The following is a 17,057-nucleotide window of genomic DNA, read 5'->3' as shown; positions in this document are numbered from 1 at the left end:
TCAGTAAGACATGATATTTTGAAAAACAAGGACTTCTTCTGTTTCGTTGATGTATTGGTGGCTGTCCGAGGGGACAAAGCGAAAGCCCATCGGGGCCTGTAACCGGTGGGGCCGGCCGTGGCAAATGAGGGTTAGGGTCCCCTGGGTGACAATGATGTGTTCGTACTTGGCATTGGGATGGGCGGTAGAGCTATAGCCCGCGCCGGGTTCCATGGTCACGTAAAAATAATCGAAACCGGTCTCCGGCGCAAAGGGAAAGACAGGGCAGAGCCTGACCGCCCCATCGGCTTCAGTGAGGACCTCTTCCTGGCCGATGGCCACCTGGAGGTAGCGGTCACTGTCATCGGCCAGGAGGGAGGCAAAGGATACCTTGAAGCCACCGGCAATTTTCCATAAGGTGGTGATGCTCGGGGTCGATTCTCCCCGCTCAATTTGCCCCAGCATGGTTTTGGAGACATCACACAGGTCGCCGGCGGCGGCCAGGCTCAGGCCCCGGTCCTTGCGCAGGGCCTTGAGCTTGTCGCCAAGGAAGGGAAAGGGATCGTTCATAGGGCCTCCTAGATGTTAAAAAGTCTAAAAATAAAAGAATATACGTTATAGCGTACACATAGTCTAACAAAGAACCTCCCCTATGTCAATAAATTCCGATAATTCAACCAGTCGTCCTCATGCCATTTGACGAATTTTTTTTATTAAGTTACACTGAGGCCGCTATTATTTCTGCAAGTCCTTGACAATAAAGGAGGTATCTCTTTGACACAAAAGAAGACAAACTGGGCCTACCTGGTCAATAGTCTGGTCACCCTGGGGATTATGCTCGGCTTTTCCCTGCTGCCGGCGCCGGGGACCATCACGCCCCTAGGGATGCAAATTTTAGGGATTTTTATTGCCCTCATCTACGGCTGGTCAACAGTCGGGACCATTTGGCCCAGCCTGGCCGGCATCTTGGCCATGGGCTTTACCGACTACGCCACCGTTCCTGAGGCCATTATGCAGGCCATGGGTAATGATGTGGTCTGGCAGCTTCTGCTTATTATGGCCATGCTGGTACCCGTTGAGAATGAAGGGGTGGCCAACCATATTTCCAAATTCTTCTTGAACCTGTCCATTGTCAAGGGCCGGCCCTGGGCCTTTAGCGCTATTTTCTTATTTGCTACTTATGTACTTTCGGCTTCTACCAGTGGGACGGCAACCATCCTTCTTATGTGGGCCATCTTATACAGCATCCTCCGGTCGGTGGGCTATACCATTGCCGACCGCTACACCTCTCTGATGATCTTTGGGGTGGTCTATGCCAGTATTTTAGGCTTTGCCACCTTCCCCTTCAAAGGACCGGCCCTGGCTATTTTGCGGTCTTATGCCGCCGCTTCTGGCCAGGTCATGGACAATGCCCTCTACATGGCGGTCGTTATACCGACCACGCTCGTCATGCTGGCCGGCTACCTCCTGGCCATGCGAGTTATCTTTCGACCGGATACTGGGAAACTTAAAAATATTGACTTAAAGGCCTACTTTGATGCCCTGGACCTCCACCAAATGAACCGCCGGCAAAGGGTCCTCCTGGGGGTCCTGTGCACGAGCATTTTACTGATGTTCCTGCCTAGCATTATGTCGAAAAGCTGGGCCCTGACTATCTTCCTGCAAACCCTCGGCTCTTCCGGGGTCATGGTCCTCATTGTAACGGTGATGATTGCCGTCCGGGTTGAAAGTAAGCCCCTATTGAACTTTAAGCAGGCGGCTGCCCAAATCCAGTGGGGGATTGTTTTTCTGGTTATGGCCGCCCTCTTTGTGGCCGGCGCCCTTTGCAGCGAAGGGACCGGGGTCACAGACTACTTCCATGATGTCCTCTACCCGGTTTTAGGCGGCCGGTCCCTGGCGGTCTTTAGCCTCCTGGGCGTTTTGAGTGGGACCGTCATCACCAACTTTGGCAATAATGCGGCCATGGGGGTGGTCCTCATGCCCCTGATTCATGCCCTGGCTGCCGGTGGCGACTTTAACCCCCTCATCCCGGTGGCCCTGGTCACCATGAGTGTTTTTGTCGCGGTCATCACCCCGGTGGCTTCGCCCCATGCGGCCCTCCTGCATGGCAATAGGGAGTGGATCAGCGGCAGGCATGTTTACCTTTATGCTGTCTCCATGACCCTGTGGAGTGTTTTTGTCACCATGCTGGTGGGCCTGCCCCTGGCCCGGTTGGTTTTCGGCAGTTGATGAGAAGCCGTACCTGCATCCTCCAAGGAGCCAGGTACGGCTTTTTTGCGCAAATAAAAAAATCGCCCAAAAGGGCGATTTAATGGTATGTAGCCGCACACCGACCGTTGAAAAACGCTCCCAAGCGGCAAACCACCAGCCGGCTCGAGCCAGGCACCCCGACGGCACATATGCGGACCTGCTTATTGCTGCTTCCTTCCGGACCTGACAAGGTTCACAGGGACATATTGCGTCGGACCCGACTGTCAACACTACTTAATGGTCGCCAGACCTTAAAATTATTTCCCGAAGGCCGGCCTCAGTCCTGCTATAGCGGATTGCAGGTAACAGGGCACCGCTAGCGCCCCACCTAGTGCGGTTTTTCTATTATACAGGTCTGAGACCACTTTTGCAAGATGGGCTTTTGTGGTAAAAGGAGGAAAAGTGCGGTATAATTAAGGCAATGTTAAATCATTGGGGAGTGATATAAATGGCAATTGAAAGCGTCGGTATTGTTGGCATGGGGGCCATGGGCATGTTACTGGCTTCTCAAATGGCAGATCAGTTACCGGAAGGGCAATTAAAGGTTATTGTAGATAAGGCACGGTTGAAGGGCTACGCTGAGGCAAGCTTTCTTGTAAACGACCAGCCCCTGCACTTGAATTTTGTCACGACACCGGCGGCAGGTGAGGCCTTAGACCTGGCCATCTTTGCGGTCAAGTACCAGGCCCTGGCCGGTGCTATCAAGCAAATGAAGCCCTTTGTTGATGACCATACGAGTATTATTTCTATTTTAAATGGGATTGCCAGTGAAGAGGATTTAGCAGAGGCCTTTGGCGATGACCAAGTCCTTTTTTGTGTGGCCCAGGGCATGGACGCCACCCGCGAGGGGCATGAGATGCACTATAGCCGGGCCGGCCAATTGGCTCTAGGGGTCCGGTCAGCAGGCCAGGAGGGCCGGTTGCAAGACCTGGTTGACTTTTTCCACCGGGCCGATATCGCCATTGAGCTGCCGGAAGATGCCCGCCGCCAGCTTTGGAATAAGTTTATGTTTAACGTGGGGCTCAACCAGGTGGTCAGTGTCTATGGCGATGGCTATGGGGTCATCCAAAAACAGGGCGAGGCCCGGGACCAGATGGTCCAGGCCATGCGGGAAGTTCTCCCCATCGCAAAAGCTGAAGGGGTCGACCTGACAGAGGAGGATATCAAGGGCTGGATGGGCGTGGCTGATGGTTTTGCTGCTGACGGCAAGCCCTCTATGCTTCAAGACTTGGATGCCGGTCGACCGACCGAGGTCGAGCTCTTTAGCGGTACCGTTTGTAAGCTCGCTGAAAAGCATGACCTGTCTGCGCCAGTCAATGATTGGCTCTACCATATTTTGACGGCTAAAAATAAGGAATTAGAATAAGTCCAGTTTGTGGGCTGCCGGCGGCGGGTATTTAGATAAGTAAGTTTTAAAGTTAAAGTAGGTGGACAAAAATGACGCAACCGATGATGGAGGGGTTTAAGGCGCTACGCCAAGGCGACCGCTTATCCGTTGAAAGTCTGTTTGCATCAGAGCGTACATTTTGGCTGACGGCATCTATCGCAACCGGCTTCGCCTTAGCTGAATTGCAAGAGGGGCCTGCTCGCTTAATAACCCAGCAAAATGACGATGATATGCTTGAAAAATTCAATGCCTGTCTCCGGACGGGCCATGTTGACGAGACGGTTTTTGCTGAAAGCAAGGCCCGGACCCTGGACAATATGCAGGCCATTGCCCGGGTCCTCCAGCAGGGCACCGTCTTTAATGAGCACCGGGCGGTTCAAGTCTGCACCGCCTTTGTGAGCTACTGGCTCTTCAGCAAGCTCATTGAAATGGAGTGGGAGCGGCTCCTGGCGGCAGATGCCCGGCGGGAAAGCTATATTTTCATGGATGGCATCATTGCCGACCAGGATGAACTGGCCATCATTCGTGACAAGGTCCACCAGGACCAGCCCCTGTACGACGATGAAATCGTTTATTTACGGAGTCACTGGCAGGTGGGCCGGGAGTTCTTCCGCCGCCTGCAAAACAAGTTGGTGCTCCTAGACCGGGGCCTCATTCCCTTTGTATCCGGGCCCCGAGCATAAAAAAACCGCCCGGTGGGCGGTCTTTGTCTTAAGCTTCCGGCGGTGTCATCGCAATTTTTTGGGTCAAGTCCGGGTCTAGGTCCTGAGCAGCACCCAGAGGCGTACCGCAGTGCGTTAAGCGGCTTTCGAGCTGGTTGCGTTGGGCGGCCAGCTCCCGCTTTTCGCTTTCCAGGCTGGCGTTTAGTCGTTCGGCCTCCTTGGCCCGCTTGCGGTTGGCATAGGTTCGGTACATAAAGTGTCCCAGGAACAAGGCCAGGCAGGCGCTTAAAGCGGTGCTGGAAAGCATGTAGTAGACAAAGGGGAGGGTTTCATTGAAACCCAGGTAGGCTAAGATGGCCGCCCCGGCCACAATGATCAGGGAAATAAGAAATAGGAATATCCGCATAATACATCTCCTTTTGAGCTGATGGGCTACTAGCTGTCATTATACTAAAAGCCGGAATAGCTTTCAATTGCTAGCATTTAATATGGAGGTTGACCATGACTTTAAATAAATTACGTCGCGTCAAGGAAGGCAAAAAAATTGCCGGTGTCTGCCAGGGCTTAAGTGAATTTCTCGGCATTGACCCATCCTATATCCGGCTGGGCTTTGTCCTCTTGGCCTTTTTACCGCCGATTCCCTTTTTTGGCATGGTGATTATTTACGCCATCCTGGCGGTGGTGATTCCTGAGGACGAAGGCTATATTGACGTTTAATTGCAGGAGGGTGACCTTGGTCCCTGCCTGTCTTTAAAGATGAGGTGAGGCAAATGGCTTATGAAGTGAATGCGTCCAGCCGCAAGAAAAGGCTAACCCGAGCTAGAAAAGGGGCTGAGATTGATGGCGTATGCCAGGGCCTGGCCAACTATTTCGGCTGGGATGTGAGCCTGGTCCGGCTCTGTTTTTTTCTACCGGCTATTTTACCGGGGATAACCATGTTGAGCTCCCTGGGCTTATATATTTTACTGGCTTTGATTTTGCCAAAGGAAGCAAAGGAAGTGGATTTTTAAAACGAGGTGAGGCAAGTGGCTTATGAACTGAAGGGCTCCGGCCGCAAAAAAAGATTGACTAAGGCCAGAGAGGGGGCCAAGCTGGCAGGCGTTTGCCAGGGCTTGGCCAATCATTTTGATTGGGATGTGAGCCTGGTCCGGCTCTGTTTTTTCCTGCCGGCTATATTACCCGGCATTACGATGGTGGGGGCCCTGGGTCTCTACATCATATTAGCGATTATTTTGCCGACGGAAGCGGATTCTTATGAATAAACAGGGTGTGGTGATTTTCGGGCATGGTAGCCGCCGCCGGGAAGGCCTGGCGACTGTTACGGAAACCGCTGCCCGCTTTGCCCAGGCCCATCCGGAATATGCCACTGCCCATGCCTTTTTGGAATTTGCCAAGCCGACCCTGCCGGAAGCGGTGGCGGCCCTTTATACAGGGGGGATCCGGACCTTCTACATAGTCCCCCTCTTTTTAGCCATGGGGACCCATTGTGCCAAGCACCTGCCGGATATGATTATCGATTTAAATGATACTTACCCGGATGCCGGTTTTTTCCTGGCCCCGCCCTTAGGTGCCGACCCCCTGTTATCGACGATTGTTGAAAAGCGGGTCAGTGCCCTGGCGGATGCGCAGACGAAAAGAGGTGACGGATCCGATGAGAGTGATACTTCTTTATGATGTTCGTGATATTCGCCCCTCCATCCAGGAGGTCCTAACAGCGGCAACCCTAGCCGGTGCCTGTCCGGACCGGCTCAATGATTTGAAGCTATGCCTATATGAATTGCTGGGCAATGCCCTCTTGCATGGCCAAGGGGCGGTATCCCTGACTTGTCTATTTGAGGCAGACGGTGTCCGGGTGAGCGTCCGGCAGACAGCCCCCTGGCAGGGCGAGGCCCTGGAGGGCTGTCACAAGTGCCTGGAAGCGGAAATCACCAGGGAAAGCGGTCGCGGCCTCTTCTTGGTCCGGGCCTTGAGCGATGACCTGGAATACCTGGAAGAATCTCGAGACATGCGCTTACGGATGCGGTTAGTTTAATGTAATGGAGACTGCTATGGCAAACAAGAGAAAAGATATAGAAAAACTAGTGCATGACTATAAGGCCAACCCCAGCGATGAAAAACTGGAAGAGATCATTGAAAATATGGAGCCCTTGGTGCGCTACTGGTGTCAGGCACAATGCTATTTGCCGTGGGAAAAGGAAGACATGCTGCAGGTGGCCCGGATTGCTGTGCTGGGGGCCCTGGACCGCTTTGACCCGGAAAAGGGCGTTCGGTTTAAGACCTTCGCCTACCGGACGGTTAGCGGCAAGTTGATGAATTACTACCGGGACAATACCTGGCGGATTACCATCCCCCGTAAGTATAGAGAAATGAGCACCTATATTACCAAGGCGGAGAATGAATACTACCAAAACCATGGGGAATCCCCCTCTACCGGGCAGATTGCCAAGATGATCGGGGTAGAAGAGCAGGAAGTGGCCGATGCCATTGAAGCTAAAAGGGCCACCCAAACCACCTCCCTGTCTGTCCAGGAAGATGCCGACGGCAATGTCAATACCCTGGCCAACTACTTGGGCGAAGAAGACGGCAACCTGGATACCGTAGAGCTCAAGCGGGATCTGAAAGAGGCCATGGAGCACCTGGACATGCAGGAACGCCAGGTCATCTACTACCGCTATGTGGAAGACCTGACCCAGACCAAGATTGCTGATATTTTAGGGGTCAGCCAAATGCAGGTGTCCCGGCTGGAAAAGAACTCCCTCAATAAGATTCGCCAATTTATGAAGTCTGAAGCTCAGGTATAAAGTATAAAAATAGACACAAGTGACAATGCCCCCGACCCGGCCGCAGATGGCCTAGCCTCGGGGGCATTTGAATGTTTGTGTCTATTTTTTATATCGTCCGGCCAGGACCTGGAGGGTGTTCACAAAGGCGCAGACAAAGACCAGGTAGGCCCCCATAGCCAAGAGGGTCTGAGGGGCCGGCAGGAAGGGGAGGGGGGCAAAGAAAGCCTCCGGCGAGGTCCTTAGAAAAATAAGGGGAAGGGCAAGCAGCAACAAGAGGGCTAAGGCCGTCAAGCCATTGACCAGGATTATAAAGGGGTGGGCAAGGGCGGTGACTTGCCCGGCCAGGCAGAGCCCGGTCAAGAAGCCGGCGACCAGCCAGGGCAGGAGGCTCAAGGCCAGCCGGCCTAAAAGGTCTCTAACCGGGCTGGCGGTGACAAAGAGGGCAGGACTTTGGGCCAGGGTTAGACCGGCGGCTAAGCCGGCCAGGGCAGTGACCAGGCAGAGTCCCTGAATGAAAAACTTTCTCGTCATAAGACCACTTCCTTTTACTGGGATACATGACTAGGCTTGTTTATAGGCTGGAGGTCTCGTTGGTCAATGGCCGTGCAGGGGGGGCCTTGGCCCGGCCTCCCTTTAGGGCTGGCGGCCTCAAGAAAGGGTTTTACCGGGCTGATGGCTCCAGGCTGAGAGCGGGTCTTTACTGGTCCTGCCCTTCAGGCTTGTACCGCCTGGCCTGGCGGGTTTCAGAGTCGTATTGGTCCAGGGGGATGCCGGCTTCGGCAAAGAGGTCCATGGCCAGCTGGTCCGGGTAGGCGCCCAGGAAAACCACCCGGGTGACCCCGACCCCGATGAGCATCTTGGCGCAGAGGGTACAGGGGGAGTCGGTGCAGTAGAGGGTGGCCCCGCTGATGGATACCCCCATAATGGCAGCCTGGATGATGGCATTTTGCTCAGCGTGGAGGGCCCGGCAGTACTCGTGGCCGGCCCCGGAGGGAAAGCCCATCTTGACCCGGAGACAGCCCCCCAGGTCACCACAATGGGCCATGCCGGCCGGGGCCCCGTTGTAGCCGGTGGTGATGATTCGGTGGTCCTTGACCAAGAGAGCCCCCACCTGCCGGCGGATACAGGACGACCGCGTCTTTATAATTTGTACAATATCCATAAAATAACTGTCCCAGTCCGGACGATTTAACATACATTTCACCTCCTGCTTATCCTACCACGGCCACCGGCAGGGAACAAGGCTTTCTCTTAGCGAAGAGGTCGCCCGGTCAAGGGGCAGGGACTTGACCTTTCCTGTAAAGGGGATTTCTTGCACAATTTTTCACAGGCCGGTTGTTCTGGAGGGTTTTCTTCCGTATAATAGAAATTAATCTGGCTAATATGATAAATGGGGGGATAGCATGGATCAGAAAGTGATTGCCCTACCGAGATTAAACGGCTTGCACCCGAACTTAGAATCGACAGCCCTCAAGCTCATGGAAGAAACCGGTGAGCTGGCCCAGGCCATTGGCAAGTACCGGGGCCTTTCCGGTGAAAGGGCGAACTATACGGATAAAGAAATTCAGGGGGCCATTGCTTCAGAATTATTGGATGTGGCCCAAACCGCTGTATCGATGATGTATGTCCTAGAAGAACAATATGATGTGGATATTGCCCAGGCCCTGGAGGCCCATATTGAAAAACTCCTGCGCAAGGGCTACTTAACCATGGATAAGGGGGATGGCCAATGACAAAACGTCTGATGTTTGTTTTCGGCACCCGGCCGGAAGCTATTAAGATGGCCCCGCTGGTCAAGGCCTGTGAAGCACATGAGGCCTTTGACCCGGTGGTGGTGGTAACGGCTCAGCACCGGGAGATGCTGGACCAGGTCCTGGCACTCTTTCAGATCCAACCGAACTACGACCTGAATATTATGAAGCCCGGCCAGAGCCTGACGGATATCACCTGTGCGGTCATCCGGGGCCTGGAAGGGGTCATCGGCGAGGTCCAACCGGATATGGTCCTGGTCCATGGCGATACCACGACCACCTTTGCCGGCGCCCTGGCTGCCTACTACCAAGGGGTGCCGGTGGCCCATGTAGAGGCCGGCTTACGCAGCGGCAATATGTACGCCCCCTTCCCGGAAGAGGGAAACCGCCGGCTGACGGCCGTCCTTTCTGCCGTCCACCTGGCCCCGACGGCCGGGGCCAGGCACGCCCTCCTGGCTGAAGGGGTGGTGGAAGACCAGGTCTATACCACCGGCAATACCGTGATAGATGCCTTAAATACCACCTTGGACCGGCCCTATAACTTTCCGGACGGCCCGGTCAAAAAAGCCCTGGCCCGGCCGGGTCGCAAGCTCCTTTTAACGGCCCACCGCCGGGAAAATTTAGGCGAGCCCATGCACCGGATTTTTGCCGCCCTGGTCCGCCTTCTGGATGACTTTCCCGATACCACCCTCTTCTTTCCCATGCATAAGAACCCGAAAGTGCGGGCGGTGGTTGAAGAGGTCTTGGGGGGGCATGACCGGGTGGTCTTTATGGAGCCCCTGGATTACCAACCCTTCGTCCACCTGATGAACCAGATGGACCTGATCTTAACCGATTCCGGTGGTCTCCAGGAAGAGGCCCCCTCTCTAGGCAAGCCGGTCCTGGTCTTGCGGGATACCACCGAAAGGCCGGAGGCTGTTGAAGCCGGAACCGTCCGCCTGGTCGGTACCCATGAAGGGCCCATTTATGTGGCCGCTGCCGAGCTCTTGACCGACCCGGCAGCCTATGCCGCCATGAAACAGGCCGTCAACCCTTATGGGGATGGGGCAGCCTGCGACCGGATTTTACAAGCCCTGGGTCACCATTTCGGCCTCAATGACCGGCCGGCCCCCTGGGCCTAGTCCATGTGCGCTTCCGCCCTGTTGTTTGCATGCCTGCAGGGCTTTTGATATAATTGTGAAGATTAGCAGGAGGGTGTCATGACCAACGGAAACTGGCGGCCCAAGCCGCCTCGTCGTCCCGGGTCTGATTCTGTCTGGTTTCGTGCCTTTAATGTGGCCCTATCCTTCAGCGTTACCCTGGGTGCCTCGCTTTTTATCATGTGGCACTTGGGACAGTGGATTGACGGAAAAGTCGGAACATACTTTGTTTTTACCGCCCTGGGGATCATCATTGCGGTAATTTCGGGTTTTCGTATTTTAATCCGGGAACTGACCCACTTTGAAGAGGGGCTTGCATCTGGCAAAAAAACCGATGACCCAGCCGAGAAGGGGGAGACGAAATGACTACGACAACAGGCATCGTGATGGGCTTTTTGCTTGGCCTAGCTGCCTCCGGCCTCAAGATATTTTTGACCGAGCGGTTTTTTCTCAACCAGCCTTGGCGAGCCGGCACAGCGATGGTATTGATTGTTCGTATCTTGTTGGATATCGGCGTTCTCTTTGCTATGCACTTTCAGCTGTCGGCGATGGTAGCAGCGGCTATTGGGCTGACAGTTGATCCAATCTATTTCTTGACTTATATTTGGCGCAAAAAGGGGTGAAGTTATGTTTTTAGCAAAGCCGGCCTATGCTGCAGAAGAGATGGGGGCGCCGCAAATTCTTGCCGGCAATGATCAGTGGTTTATTTCTAGTGACATGGTTACCATGTGGGCCATTATTTTGTGCTTAGCGGTGGTTTGCTTTATTGGCACCCGCCAGATGCGCAAGCATCCTAAAGGCCTGCAAAATGTCCTGGAAACGATTGTCGAATTACTGCACGGAATTGTCGTCGATATTATGGGAGAGACCCGGGCCAAGCGGTACGGCCCTTTCCTAATGACCTTTTTCATTATGATTTTATGTTCGAACTATATTGGCCTTTTGCCGTTATCCGGCATGCACATACCCGGGTACATTGCGCCCACCGCCAACTTATCTGTTACCGCAGGATTGGCGATTATCGTTATCGTCGGGTACTTTGTGATTGGCTTTATGGACGGACGGATGGCTTTTATCAAACATTTCTTCTTAACACCGATGTTACCCATGAATTTACTGGAAATGATTACCCGGCCGCTTTCCCTGGCCATTCGTCTTTACGGTAATATTTTTGGGGAAGAAATGATCATCGGGGTGCTTTTCGGTATTTTACCCTTTTTCTTACCCCTGCCGATGTATGCCTTATCTATCCTATTCGGGGCCATCCAGGCGTATGTATTTACCCTGCTGGCATGTATTTACTGGGAAGAAGCATCTAACCGGGAAGGCCACTAGGCCTTTCTGGGCAGAAGGACCATTTTTATTTTAAGGAGGATGTATTACATGGAACTGACAATGGGTTTAATTGCAATTGGTATGGGCCTGGCCCTGGGGCTGGCTGCACTTGGTGTAGGAATCGGGCAAGGGATTGCCACCGGTCATGCGGCAGAATCTATGGCACGCCAGCCGGAGCTGGCCGGCACCATTCGGACGACCCTCATCATCGGTCTAGCCTTCATGGAAGCAGCTGCTATTTACGCACTCTTGATCGCTTTCATGCTCTTCACCAAAATCGGTTAAGCGATTTTCAAGAGACTGGATCAGGTTTAGCGTGAGCAGAAAGGAGGGTTTTCGTTGCAAGTATCCTTACCGCAAATTATTGCCGCTATAGTCAACTTTTTCGTCCTGCTGGCGATTTTGAAGGTTTTCCTATATAAGCCGGTCTTCAATATGCTGGAGGCCCGCAAAGCGGAAATCGACCAGAATTTAAGCGAAGCGGAGCGTGCGCGCGAGGAAGCCGGTGAGCTCAAAAGGCAGTATGAAGTCGAGCTCAAGGAAGCCAATACCAAGGCCCAGGCCATCATCAACGAAGCCACCGAACTGGGTGAGAAAAACCGTACCGATTTAATTGCGGAAGCAAGGGCGGAAATCACCCGGTTAAATGAACGCGCCAAAGCAGACATCGCTCGTGAAACAGAACAGGCCGCCCAGCGCCTCAAGGCAGAAGTAGCCAATATTGCGATTGATGCTGCCGAAAGTGTGCTCAAAAGAGAGGTTAGCCAGGCCGAGCATGAACAGGTCCTGGATCAGTTTATTGCAGAAGAAATAAGTGCGGGGATAGCGAAATGAGAGACAGTAAACTCGCTAACCGCTATGCCCGGGCCTTAATGACCCTTTCAGACTTGCCGGAAGAGCAGGAAGCCATCGCTCAAGACCTTGACCTAGTGGTGGATACCCTGCATAAGAATGAAGACTTGGCTGCTGTATATACCGGCGTCCAGTTTTCAAATGTTGACAAAAAAGCGGTGGTGCGTCAGATTTTTGATGACACAGTTAGTGAAGATATTTTACATTTTCTGTTGCTCCTAGTGGATAAATCTCGCACCGACTATATTTTTGATATTCATGATGCCTTTGTTGCCCTGATGGATGAAGCCAAGGGTATTGTTGATATGGATGTAGAAACGGCCTTTCCCCTAGATGACCAGGCCCTTGACCGGGTCAGAGACGGTCTTTCCCAGGCCAGCCAAAAGCAGGTCCGCCTGCATGTCACTGTGAATCCGGACCTCATTTGCGGGATCCGGGTCCAATATGGCGACTACATTATCGATAATTCTGCAAAGGCTAAATTGGAAGCCCTGCGTCGAGACTTAGTGCAGGGACATAAGAAGACGGAGGTGAGGGACAATTGAGCATCAGACCAGATGAAATTAGTTCAATCTTAAAAGAACAAATCCGCCATTACGATCAGGCTGTTGAAACCTCCGAAGTGGGTACTGTTATTGAGGTTGGTGACGGGATTGCGCGCGTGCACGGCCTATCAAATGCCATGGTCAATGAGCTCCTTGAATTCCCCGGCGGCGTGCAAGGCATGGCGCAGAACTTGGAAGAAGACAATATCGGCTGTATTATTTTAGGGGATTTTAGCCACATTAAAGACGGTGACCCGGTCAAGCGGACCGGGCGAATCGTTGAAGTGCCCGTTGGTGAAGCCCTGATTGGGCGGGTGGTTAACGCCATCGGTGAACCAATTGACGGCAAGGGCCCCCTGGATACGGATAAAAGCCGGCCGGTAGAAAACGTGGCCTCCGGGGTTATCACCCGGAAAGAGGTCAACGAGCCCCTGCAAACGGGCTTAAAGGCCATTGACGCCCTGGTACCCATTGGCCGTGGCCAGCGGGAACTCATTATCGGTGACCGGCAAACCGGGAAAACAGCCATTGCGATTGATACGATTATCAACCAGCGCGGTGAAGATGTCATTTGCATTTACGTGGCCATTGGGCAGAAAGCCTCTACTGTGGCCAACGTCGTGAGCCAATTAGAAAGCTTTGGGGCCATGGACTACACCATCGTGGTCGCAGCAACCGCTGCCGAACCGGCCCCCATGCTCTACCTGGCCCCCTATGCCGGGGCCGCCATGGGCGAAGAGTTTATGTTTGACGGCAAGGATGTCCTCATCGTCTACGATGACCTCTCTAAACAGGCCGTCGCCTACCGGGAAATCTCCCTGCTGCTCCGCCGGCCGCCGGGACGGGAAGCCTATCCCGGGGACGTTTTCTACCTGCACTCCCGCCTCCTAGAGCGGGCAGCTAAGCTGGAAGATAAGTACGGCGGTGGGTCGATGACCGCCCTGCCGATCATCGAAACCCAGGCTTCAGACGTATCTGCCTATATACCGACCAACGTTATTTCCATTACCGACGGGCAGATCTTCCTGGAAACAGACCTCTTCTATGCTGGGGTGCGGCCGGCTATTAACGCCGGGATTTCCGTATCCCGGGTTGGTGGGTCCGCCCAAATTAAGGCCATGAAGAAGATCGCCGGGAACCTCCGGATTGACCTGGCCCAATACAATGAACTGAAGGCCTTTGCCCAGTTCGGTAGTGACCTGGATGACGCCACCAAGGCCACCCTGGCCCGGGGGGAACGGATTTCCGAACTCCTCAAGCAAAAGCAGTATAGCCCTATGCCGGTCGAAGACCAGGTCGTGGCTATTTATGCTGTCAGCCGGGGCTATGTCGATGATATTCCGGTTGAAGACCTGGCAAGGTTTGAACACGAACTATTAAGCTACATGAAGGGTGGCCAGACCGCCGATACGGTCTTGAAGGTCATTCGCGAAACGGGCCAGATGCCGGAAGAAACGGAACAGGCCCTCAAAGACGCGATCACATCCTTTAAAGAAGGCTTCTCCGTTTAGAAAGGGGGCAGACCATGGCGAAAACCAGAGAAATAAAAAGGCGCATGACCAGTATCACCAATACGCGCCAAATCACCTCCGCCATGAAAATGGTTTCTGCGTCCAAACTGCGTCGTGCACAGGTCTTTGTGGGCGCCGGAGAACAATACCGGAATAAGCTGCGGCAGGTCATCGCTCAAGTGGCCCAAGCCAGTGGGCAAATTTTTGACCACCCCCTTCTCGACCAGCGGGAAGTCAAGAAAGCCGGCTTTGTCATCTTTGCTTCAGACAAGGGCCTGGCCGGCGGCTACAACAGCAACCTCCTGAACTTTGCCCTGGACCAGGTCCAGGCTGCAGAGGCCCGGGGGGCCGCTATCGGCATTATGGCTGTTGGCCGGAAAGCAGGCGATTTCTTCAAAAAGCGCGGTTACACCATTGATTTAGCAGCGCTGGAAACGGCAGATGTGCCGGAGATTAGTGATTCCAATGAACTCACCAACCATATCATAGAAGCCTATGGGACCGGCTACTATGACGAGGTGACCGTCATTTACCAGCAGTTTAAGTCCGCTATGAGCCAAACGCCTGTAGCGGTCAAGGTCCTACCCTTTGATACAGACGAAATGAGTGGGGAGCAGAAAGACGCCCCCTACACCGATGATTATATCTTTGAACCCAATGCCGCCGAAATTCTGGAGGCCCTGCTGCCCATGTACCTGTCCAACCAGCTTTACGCAGCCCTGGTGGATGCCAAGGTTGGCGAACATGGTGCCCGGATGACGGCCATGACCGCCGCCACGGATAATGCCACAGACCTTTTGGCTACACTGGAAATCACCTATAACCGAGCGCGTCAAACGGCCATTACCAATGAAATCACAGAAATTGTGGCCGGTGCCGATGCCCTGGGTTAGGAGTAAGGAGGAAGCAATTTGAATCAAGGAAAGATTATTAAGTTAGTCGGTCCGGTTGTTGACGTAGAATTCCCTAGCGGTCAGCTGCCGGGTATCAATAATGCTCTGCATATTTCCTCCGATGAGCAGCCTGAAGACAAAAAGACGGGAAGCGAATTTAAAGTCGTCTTGGAAGTGGCCGAGCATTTAGGCGGTAACGTCGTCCGCTCAATCGCAATGGAATCAACCGACGGCCTGGTCCGGGGGATGGTGGTTACCGATGAAGGCAACCCCATTACCGTGCCTGTCGGTGACGGCACCCTGGGCCGGTTGATGAATGTTGTCGGGGACCCCATCGATGAAGCCGGCCCGGTTGAAACTGAAAAGCGTTGGCCCATCCACCGCAAGGCCCCGTCCTATGTCGAACAAAACCCCTCTCAGGAAATTCTGGAAACAGGCATCAAGGTTATAGACCTCCTTTGCCCCTATGTTAAGGGGGGCAAGACCGGTCTCTTCGGTGGGGCCGGCGTTGGGAAAACCGTCCTGATCCAGGAGTTAATTCGGAATATCGCCTATGAACACGGGGGCTACTCCGTCTTTGCCGGGGTCGGCGAACGGACCCGGGAAGGGAAAGACCTCCTGGTTGAAATGCGCGAAAGTGGCGTTATTGACAAGACCAGCCTGGTCTTCGGCCAGATGAATGAGCCCCCCGGGGCCCGGATGCGGATCGCCCTGACTGGGCTGACCGTCGCCGAATACTTCCGGGACGAACAAAACCAGGACGTGCTCTTATTCATTGATAATATCTTCCGCTTCACCCAAGCCGGGTCAGAAGTATCCGCCCTCTTAGGCCGGATGCCTTCCGCCGTCGGTTACCAGCCGACCCTGGCCACAGAAATGGGGACCATGCAGGAGCGGATTACCTCTACCGATAAGGGGTCCATCACCTCCGTCCAGGCCGTTTACGTCCCTGCCGACGACTTGACCGACCCCGCCCCGGCAACCACCTTCGCCCACCTGGATGCCACCACCGTTTTGGAACGGTCCATTTCTGAAAAGGGGATCTACCCCGCCGTTGACCCCCTGGCCTCTACCTCACGGATTCTAGACCCGCGGGTGGTCGGGGAAGACCATTATGAAGTGGCCCGGGGCGTCCAGGAAGTCCTCCAGGAATACCGGGAACTCCAGGACATTATTTCCATCCTGGGGATGGACGAACTATCTGATGAAGAAAAACTCACCGTCGCCCGGGCCCGGCGGATTGAACGGTTCTTATCCCAGTGCTTCTTCGTTGCAGAACAATTCACCGGCAACCCCGGTCAATACATCCCCTTGGAAGAAACCCTACGGGGCTTCCGCGAAATTTTAGATGGCAAACACGATGACCTGCCTGAACAGGCCTTCCTGATGGTCGGTACCATTGATGACGCCATTGCTAAAGCAGAGCGGATGCGGCAAGAAGGCCTGGCCTAGGAGGTATTATGGCGGAAAACAAGATACACCTTGACGTGGTTACGCCGAGAGGCGTTGCCTTAAATGTGGATTGCGATTTGGTGGTCGTCAGCTCAACCAATGGTGAAATGGGCTTCATGGCCAACCACGCACCGACTTTAGCCGCCTTAATTCCACAAGTGGTCCGCTATACCATAGATGGCCAAGAAAAGGTCATCTTTGTATCCGGCGGCTTTGTCGAAGTGAATAACAACACCGTGAGCATTATGGCCCTAGCTGCAGAAACCAGCTCTGAAATTGACTTTAAACGGGCAGAAGAAGCTAAAGCCCGTGCTATTGCCCAGCTCAAAGAAGGCGAACATTCCGACCGGGTCCGGGCCGAAGCCGCCCTGGCCCGGGCCAATGCCCGCCTTAAAATGAGTGAATACCACCACGGATAAGTGCATACCTTGAGCGTCTCAGCCTCTTGCAGAGACGCTTTTTTTGTACCACGGAGAATAGCATAAAAATAGAGTAGGTAGTGATTGCTACCTACTCTA

At 53.8% G+C, this 17,057-nt stretch carries 25 protein-coding genes and 1 other RNA gene; 21 read left to right on the top strand and 5 right to left on the bottom strand.

Going from position 1 to position 17,057, the window contains the following annotated elements; genetic code table 11:
- The gene (locus ACLGL1_RS03365; protein WP_411007380.1) at positions 1–549 is read right to left on the bottom strand and encodes a helix-turn-helix domain-containing protein; all 549 of its coding nucleotides are present in this window, start codon (positions 547–549) and stop codon (positions 1–3) included.
- Between the two features lie 204 nt (positions 550–753).
- Here ACLGL1_RS03365 and ACLGL1_RS03360 point away from each other — a divergent pair, with 204 nt between their 5' ends.
- The gene (locus ACLGL1_RS03360; protein WP_411007379.1) at positions 754–2,208 is read left to right on the top strand and encodes an SLC13 family permease; all 1,455 of its coding nucleotides are present in this window, start codon (positions 754–756) and stop codon (positions 2,206–2,208) included.
- 93 nt (positions 2,209–2,301) lie between these two features.
- On the opposite strand, the gene ffs is transcribed toward ACLGL1_RS03360, so the two are convergent.
- Positions 2,302–2,566, bottom strand: an RNA gene (gene ffs, locus ACLGL1_RS03355) — signal recognition particle sRNA large type.
- Between the two features lie 111 nt (positions 2,567–2,677).
- Here ffs and ACLGL1_RS03350 point away from each other — a divergent pair.
- Together ACLGL1_RS03350 and ACLGL1_RS03345 are read left to right on the top strand one after the other, a co-directional pair.
- On the top strand, positions 2,678–3,595 hold the full coding sequence (locus ACLGL1_RS03350; protein WP_411007378.1) for a ketopantoate reductase family protein: 918 nt from the start codon (positions 2,678–2,680) through the stop codon (positions 3,593–3,595).
- Positions 3,596–3,666: 71 nt separating this feature from the next.
- Complete coding sequence (locus tag ACLGL1_RS03345; RefSeq protein ID WP_411007377.1) at positions 3,667–4,299, top strand: hypothetical protein; 633 nt, start codon at positions 3,667–3,669, stop codon at positions 4,297–4,299.
- A 28-nt stretch (positions 4,300–4,327) separates the two neighbouring features.
- On the opposite strand, the gene ACLGL1_RS03340 is transcribed toward ACLGL1_RS03345, so the two are convergent.
- Positions 4,328–4,684, bottom strand: a complete 357-nt coding sequence (locus ACLGL1_RS03340) for a hypothetical protein (protein ID WP_411007376.1) — start codon at positions 4,682–4,684, stop codon at positions 4,328–4,330.
- A gap of 95 nt (positions 4,685–4,779) precedes the next feature.
- On the opposite strand from ACLGL1_RS03340, the gene ACLGL1_RS03335 reads away from it, so the two are divergent.
- Genes ACLGL1_RS03335 through ACLGL1_RS03310 form a run of 6 tightly spaced genes read left to right on the top strand, consistent with a single transcriptional unit; the run spans position 4,780 to position 7,079 of the window.
- Entirely contained in the window at positions 4,780–4,995 is a 216-nt protein-coding gene (locus ACLGL1_RS03335) for a PspC domain-containing protein (protein WP_411007375.1), read from the top strand.
- A 53-nt stretch (positions 4,996–5,048) separates the two neighbouring features.
- Complete coding sequence (locus ACLGL1_RS03330; protein ID WP_411007374.1) at positions 5,049–5,288, top strand: PspC domain-containing protein; 240 nt, start codon at positions 5,049–5,051, stop codon at positions 5,286–5,288.
- 15 nt (positions 5,289–5,303) lie between these two features.
- Entirely contained in the window at positions 5,304–5,540 is a 237-nt protein-coding gene (locus ACLGL1_RS03325; protein ID WP_411007373.1) for a PspC domain-containing protein, read from the top strand.
- Entirely contained in the window at positions 5,533–5,952 is a 420-nt protein-coding gene (locus ACLGL1_RS03320; RefSeq protein ID WP_411007372.1) for a sirohydrochlorin chelatase, read from the top strand. The genes ACLGL1_RS03325 and ACLGL1_RS03320 overlap by 8 nt, the downstream gene beginning before the upstream one ends.
- On the top strand, positions 5,930–6,310 hold the full coding sequence (locus ACLGL1_RS03315; protein ID WP_411007371.1) for an ATP-binding protein: 381 nt from the start codon (positions 5,930–5,932) through the stop codon (positions 6,308–6,310). Before ACLGL1_RS03320 ends, ACLGL1_RS03315 begins: the two co-directional genes overlap by 23 nt.
- Positions 6,311–6,326: 16 nt before the next feature.
- Positions 6,327–7,079 (top strand): sigma-70 family RNA polymerase sigma factor, encoded by a 753-nt coding sequence (locus ACLGL1_RS03310; RefSeq protein WP_411007370.1) that lies wholly within the window; start codon positions 6,327–6,329, stop codon positions 7,077–7,079.
- An 81-nt stretch (positions 7,080–7,160) separates the two neighbouring features.
- Here ACLGL1_RS03310 and ACLGL1_RS03305 read toward each other — a convergent pair whose 3' ends face one another.
- Both ACLGL1_RS03305 and ACLGL1_RS03300 read right to left on the bottom strand, forming a co-directional pair.
- On the bottom strand, positions 7,161–7,592 hold the full coding sequence (locus tag ACLGL1_RS03305; protein WP_411007369.1) for a hypothetical protein: 432 nt from the start codon (positions 7,590–7,592) through the stop codon (positions 7,161–7,163).
- Positions 7,593–7,758: 166 nt separating this feature from the next.
- Entirely contained in the window at positions 7,759–8,256 is a 498-nt protein-coding gene (locus ACLGL1_RS03300; protein WP_411007368.1) for a deoxycytidylate deaminase, read from the bottom strand.
- Between the two features lie 208 nt (positions 8,257–8,464).
- Between ACLGL1_RS03300 and ACLGL1_RS03295 the strand changes: the two genes are divergently transcribed.
- From ACLGL1_RS03295 to atpC, 12 genes are all read left to right on the top strand, one after another.
- A complete protein-coding gene (locus ACLGL1_RS03295; RefSeq protein WP_411007367.1) occupies positions 8,465–8,794 on the top strand; it encodes a MazG-like family protein in 330 nt (109 codons plus the stop codon).
- Entirely contained in the window at positions 8,791–9,933 is a 1,143-nt protein-coding gene (gene wecB / locus ACLGL1_RS03290; RefSeq protein WP_411007366.1) for a non-hydrolyzing UDP-N-acetylglucosamine 2-epimerase, read from the top strand. Before ACLGL1_RS03295 ends, wecB begins: the two co-directional genes overlap by 4 nt.
- 78 nt (positions 9,934–10,011) lie before the next feature.
- The gene (locus ACLGL1_RS03285; RefSeq protein WP_411007365.1) at positions 10,012–10,317 is read left to right on the top strand and encodes an AtpZ/AtpI family protein; all 306 of its coding nucleotides are present in this window, start codon (positions 10,012–10,014) and stop codon (positions 10,315–10,317) included.
- The gene (locus tag ACLGL1_RS03280; protein WP_411007364.1) at positions 10,314–10,574 is read left to right on the top strand and encodes a hypothetical protein; all 261 of its coding nucleotides are present in this window, start codon (positions 10,314–10,316) and stop codon (positions 10,572–10,574) included. The genes ACLGL1_RS03285 and ACLGL1_RS03280 overlap by 4 nt, the downstream gene beginning before the upstream one ends.
- Before the next feature lie 4 nt (positions 10,575–10,578).
- Complete coding sequence (gene atpB / locus ACLGL1_RS03275; protein WP_411007363.1) at positions 10,579–11,286, top strand: F0F1 ATP synthase subunit A; 708 nt, start codon at positions 10,579–10,581, stop codon at positions 11,284–11,286.
- Between the two features lie 48 nt (positions 11,287–11,334).
- Complete coding sequence (gene atpE, locus ACLGL1_RS03270) at positions 11,335–11,571, top strand: ATP synthase F0 subunit C (protein WP_411007362.1); 237 nt, start codon at positions 11,335–11,337, stop codon at positions 11,569–11,571.
- A gap of 54 nt (positions 11,572–11,625) precedes the next feature.
- Complete coding sequence (gene atpF, locus ACLGL1_RS03265; RefSeq protein WP_411007361.1) at positions 11,626–12,120, top strand: F0F1 ATP synthase subunit B; 495 nt, start codon at positions 11,626–11,628, stop codon at positions 12,118–12,120.
- Positions 12,117–12,683: an ATP synthase F1 subunit delta gene (gene atpH / locus ACLGL1_RS03260; protein WP_411007360.1), complete on the top strand. Its 567-nt coding sequence runs from the start codon at positions 12,117–12,119 to the stop codon at positions 12,681–12,683. The genes atpF and atpH overlap by 4 nt, the downstream gene beginning before the upstream one ends.
- Complete coding sequence (gene atpA / locus ACLGL1_RS03255) at positions 12,680–14,194, top strand: F0F1 ATP synthase subunit alpha (RefSeq protein ID WP_411007359.1); 1,515 nt, start codon at positions 12,680–12,682, stop codon at positions 14,192–14,194. Before atpH ends, atpA begins: the two co-directional genes overlap by 4 nt.
- Positions 14,195–14,208: 14 nt before the next feature.
- Positions 14,209–15,087: an ATP synthase F1 subunit gamma gene (gene atpG / locus ACLGL1_RS03250; protein ID WP_411007358.1), complete on the top strand. Its 879-nt coding sequence runs from the start codon at positions 14,209–14,211 to the stop codon at positions 15,085–15,087.
- Positions 15,088–15,105: 18 nt separating this feature from the next.
- Positions 15,106–16,539, top strand: coding sequence for a F0F1 ATP synthase subunit beta (gene atpD, locus ACLGL1_RS03245; RefSeq protein WP_411007357.1), 1,434 nt, complete (start codon positions 15,106–15,108; stop codon positions 16,537–16,539).
- A gap of 8 nt (positions 16,540–16,547) precedes the next feature.
- Positions 16,548–16,958: an ATP synthase F1 subunit epsilon gene (gene atpC, locus ACLGL1_RS03240; protein WP_411007356.1), complete on the top strand. Its 411-nt coding sequence runs from the start codon at positions 16,548–16,550 to the stop codon at positions 16,956–16,958.
- Positions 16,959–17,057 lie beyond the last annotated feature (99 nt).

The organism is Peptococcus simiae (assembly GCF_046569735.1).
In the GTDB taxonomy this organism is placed as follows: domain Bacteria; phylum Bacillota; class Peptococcia; order Peptococcales; family Peptococcaceae; genus Peptococcus; species Peptococcus simiae_A.
Note: the sequence above shows the minus strand (reverse complement) of the source record. Positions and strands in the feature narration are given on the sequence as shown.